The sequence below is a fragment of the Staphylococcus pseudoxylosus genome, from assembly GCF_003697915.1.
Taxonomy (GTDB): domain Bacteria; phylum Bacillota; class Bacilli; order Staphylococcales; family Staphylococcaceae; genus Staphylococcus; species Staphylococcus pseudoxylosus.
In genome coordinates this window covers 1-403 of record NZ_RCVN01000064.1, presented here as the reverse complement: position 1 = coordinate 403, position 403 = coordinate 1, and the positions used below count along the sequence as shown (strand labels likewise).

Sequence of the window (403 nt, the reverse complement as noted above, 5' to 3'; positions counted from 1 at the left end):
TTTCCGAACAATATTTTTATTCTTGACAAGTCTAAAATAAAAGTATATAATTAATTTATCATCAAGAAAGGAGGTAAAAAAATGGCTAGACCTAAACAAGAATTTTGTTCTAATTGTAACGGAGAAAACCCAAAATGTAAATATAAAGAGTCTGGTCGTAAATGTCGTGTTGGTAAAGCTAAAGGCAAAGCTAAAGGTAAGGCAATTTCAAAAGAAACAATAGAAAAAAGAGACAATTATGATTCGCTTCTGGGAGACTTTCAAACAGATTACTTGAATTTTATGTATGATAGAGCATTTAAATACTCAATAAACAAAGAAACAAATAAAGTTGAGTATGAACAAAAGTTTCATACAGTTTATTCTTTCGAAAGATATTTAAACAACATTAATCAAAAATCAC

Annotated in this window: 1 protein-coding gene; it reads left to right on the top strand. The window is 27.5% G+C overall.

Annotated elements, in window-relative coordinates; translation table 11 throughout:
- Positions 1 to 81: 81 nt before the first annotated feature.
- A partial coding sequence (locus D9V42_RS14810) for a hypothetical protein (RefSeq protein ID WP_208639098.1) occupies positions 82 to 403 on the top strand: 322 nt, incomplete at its 3' end.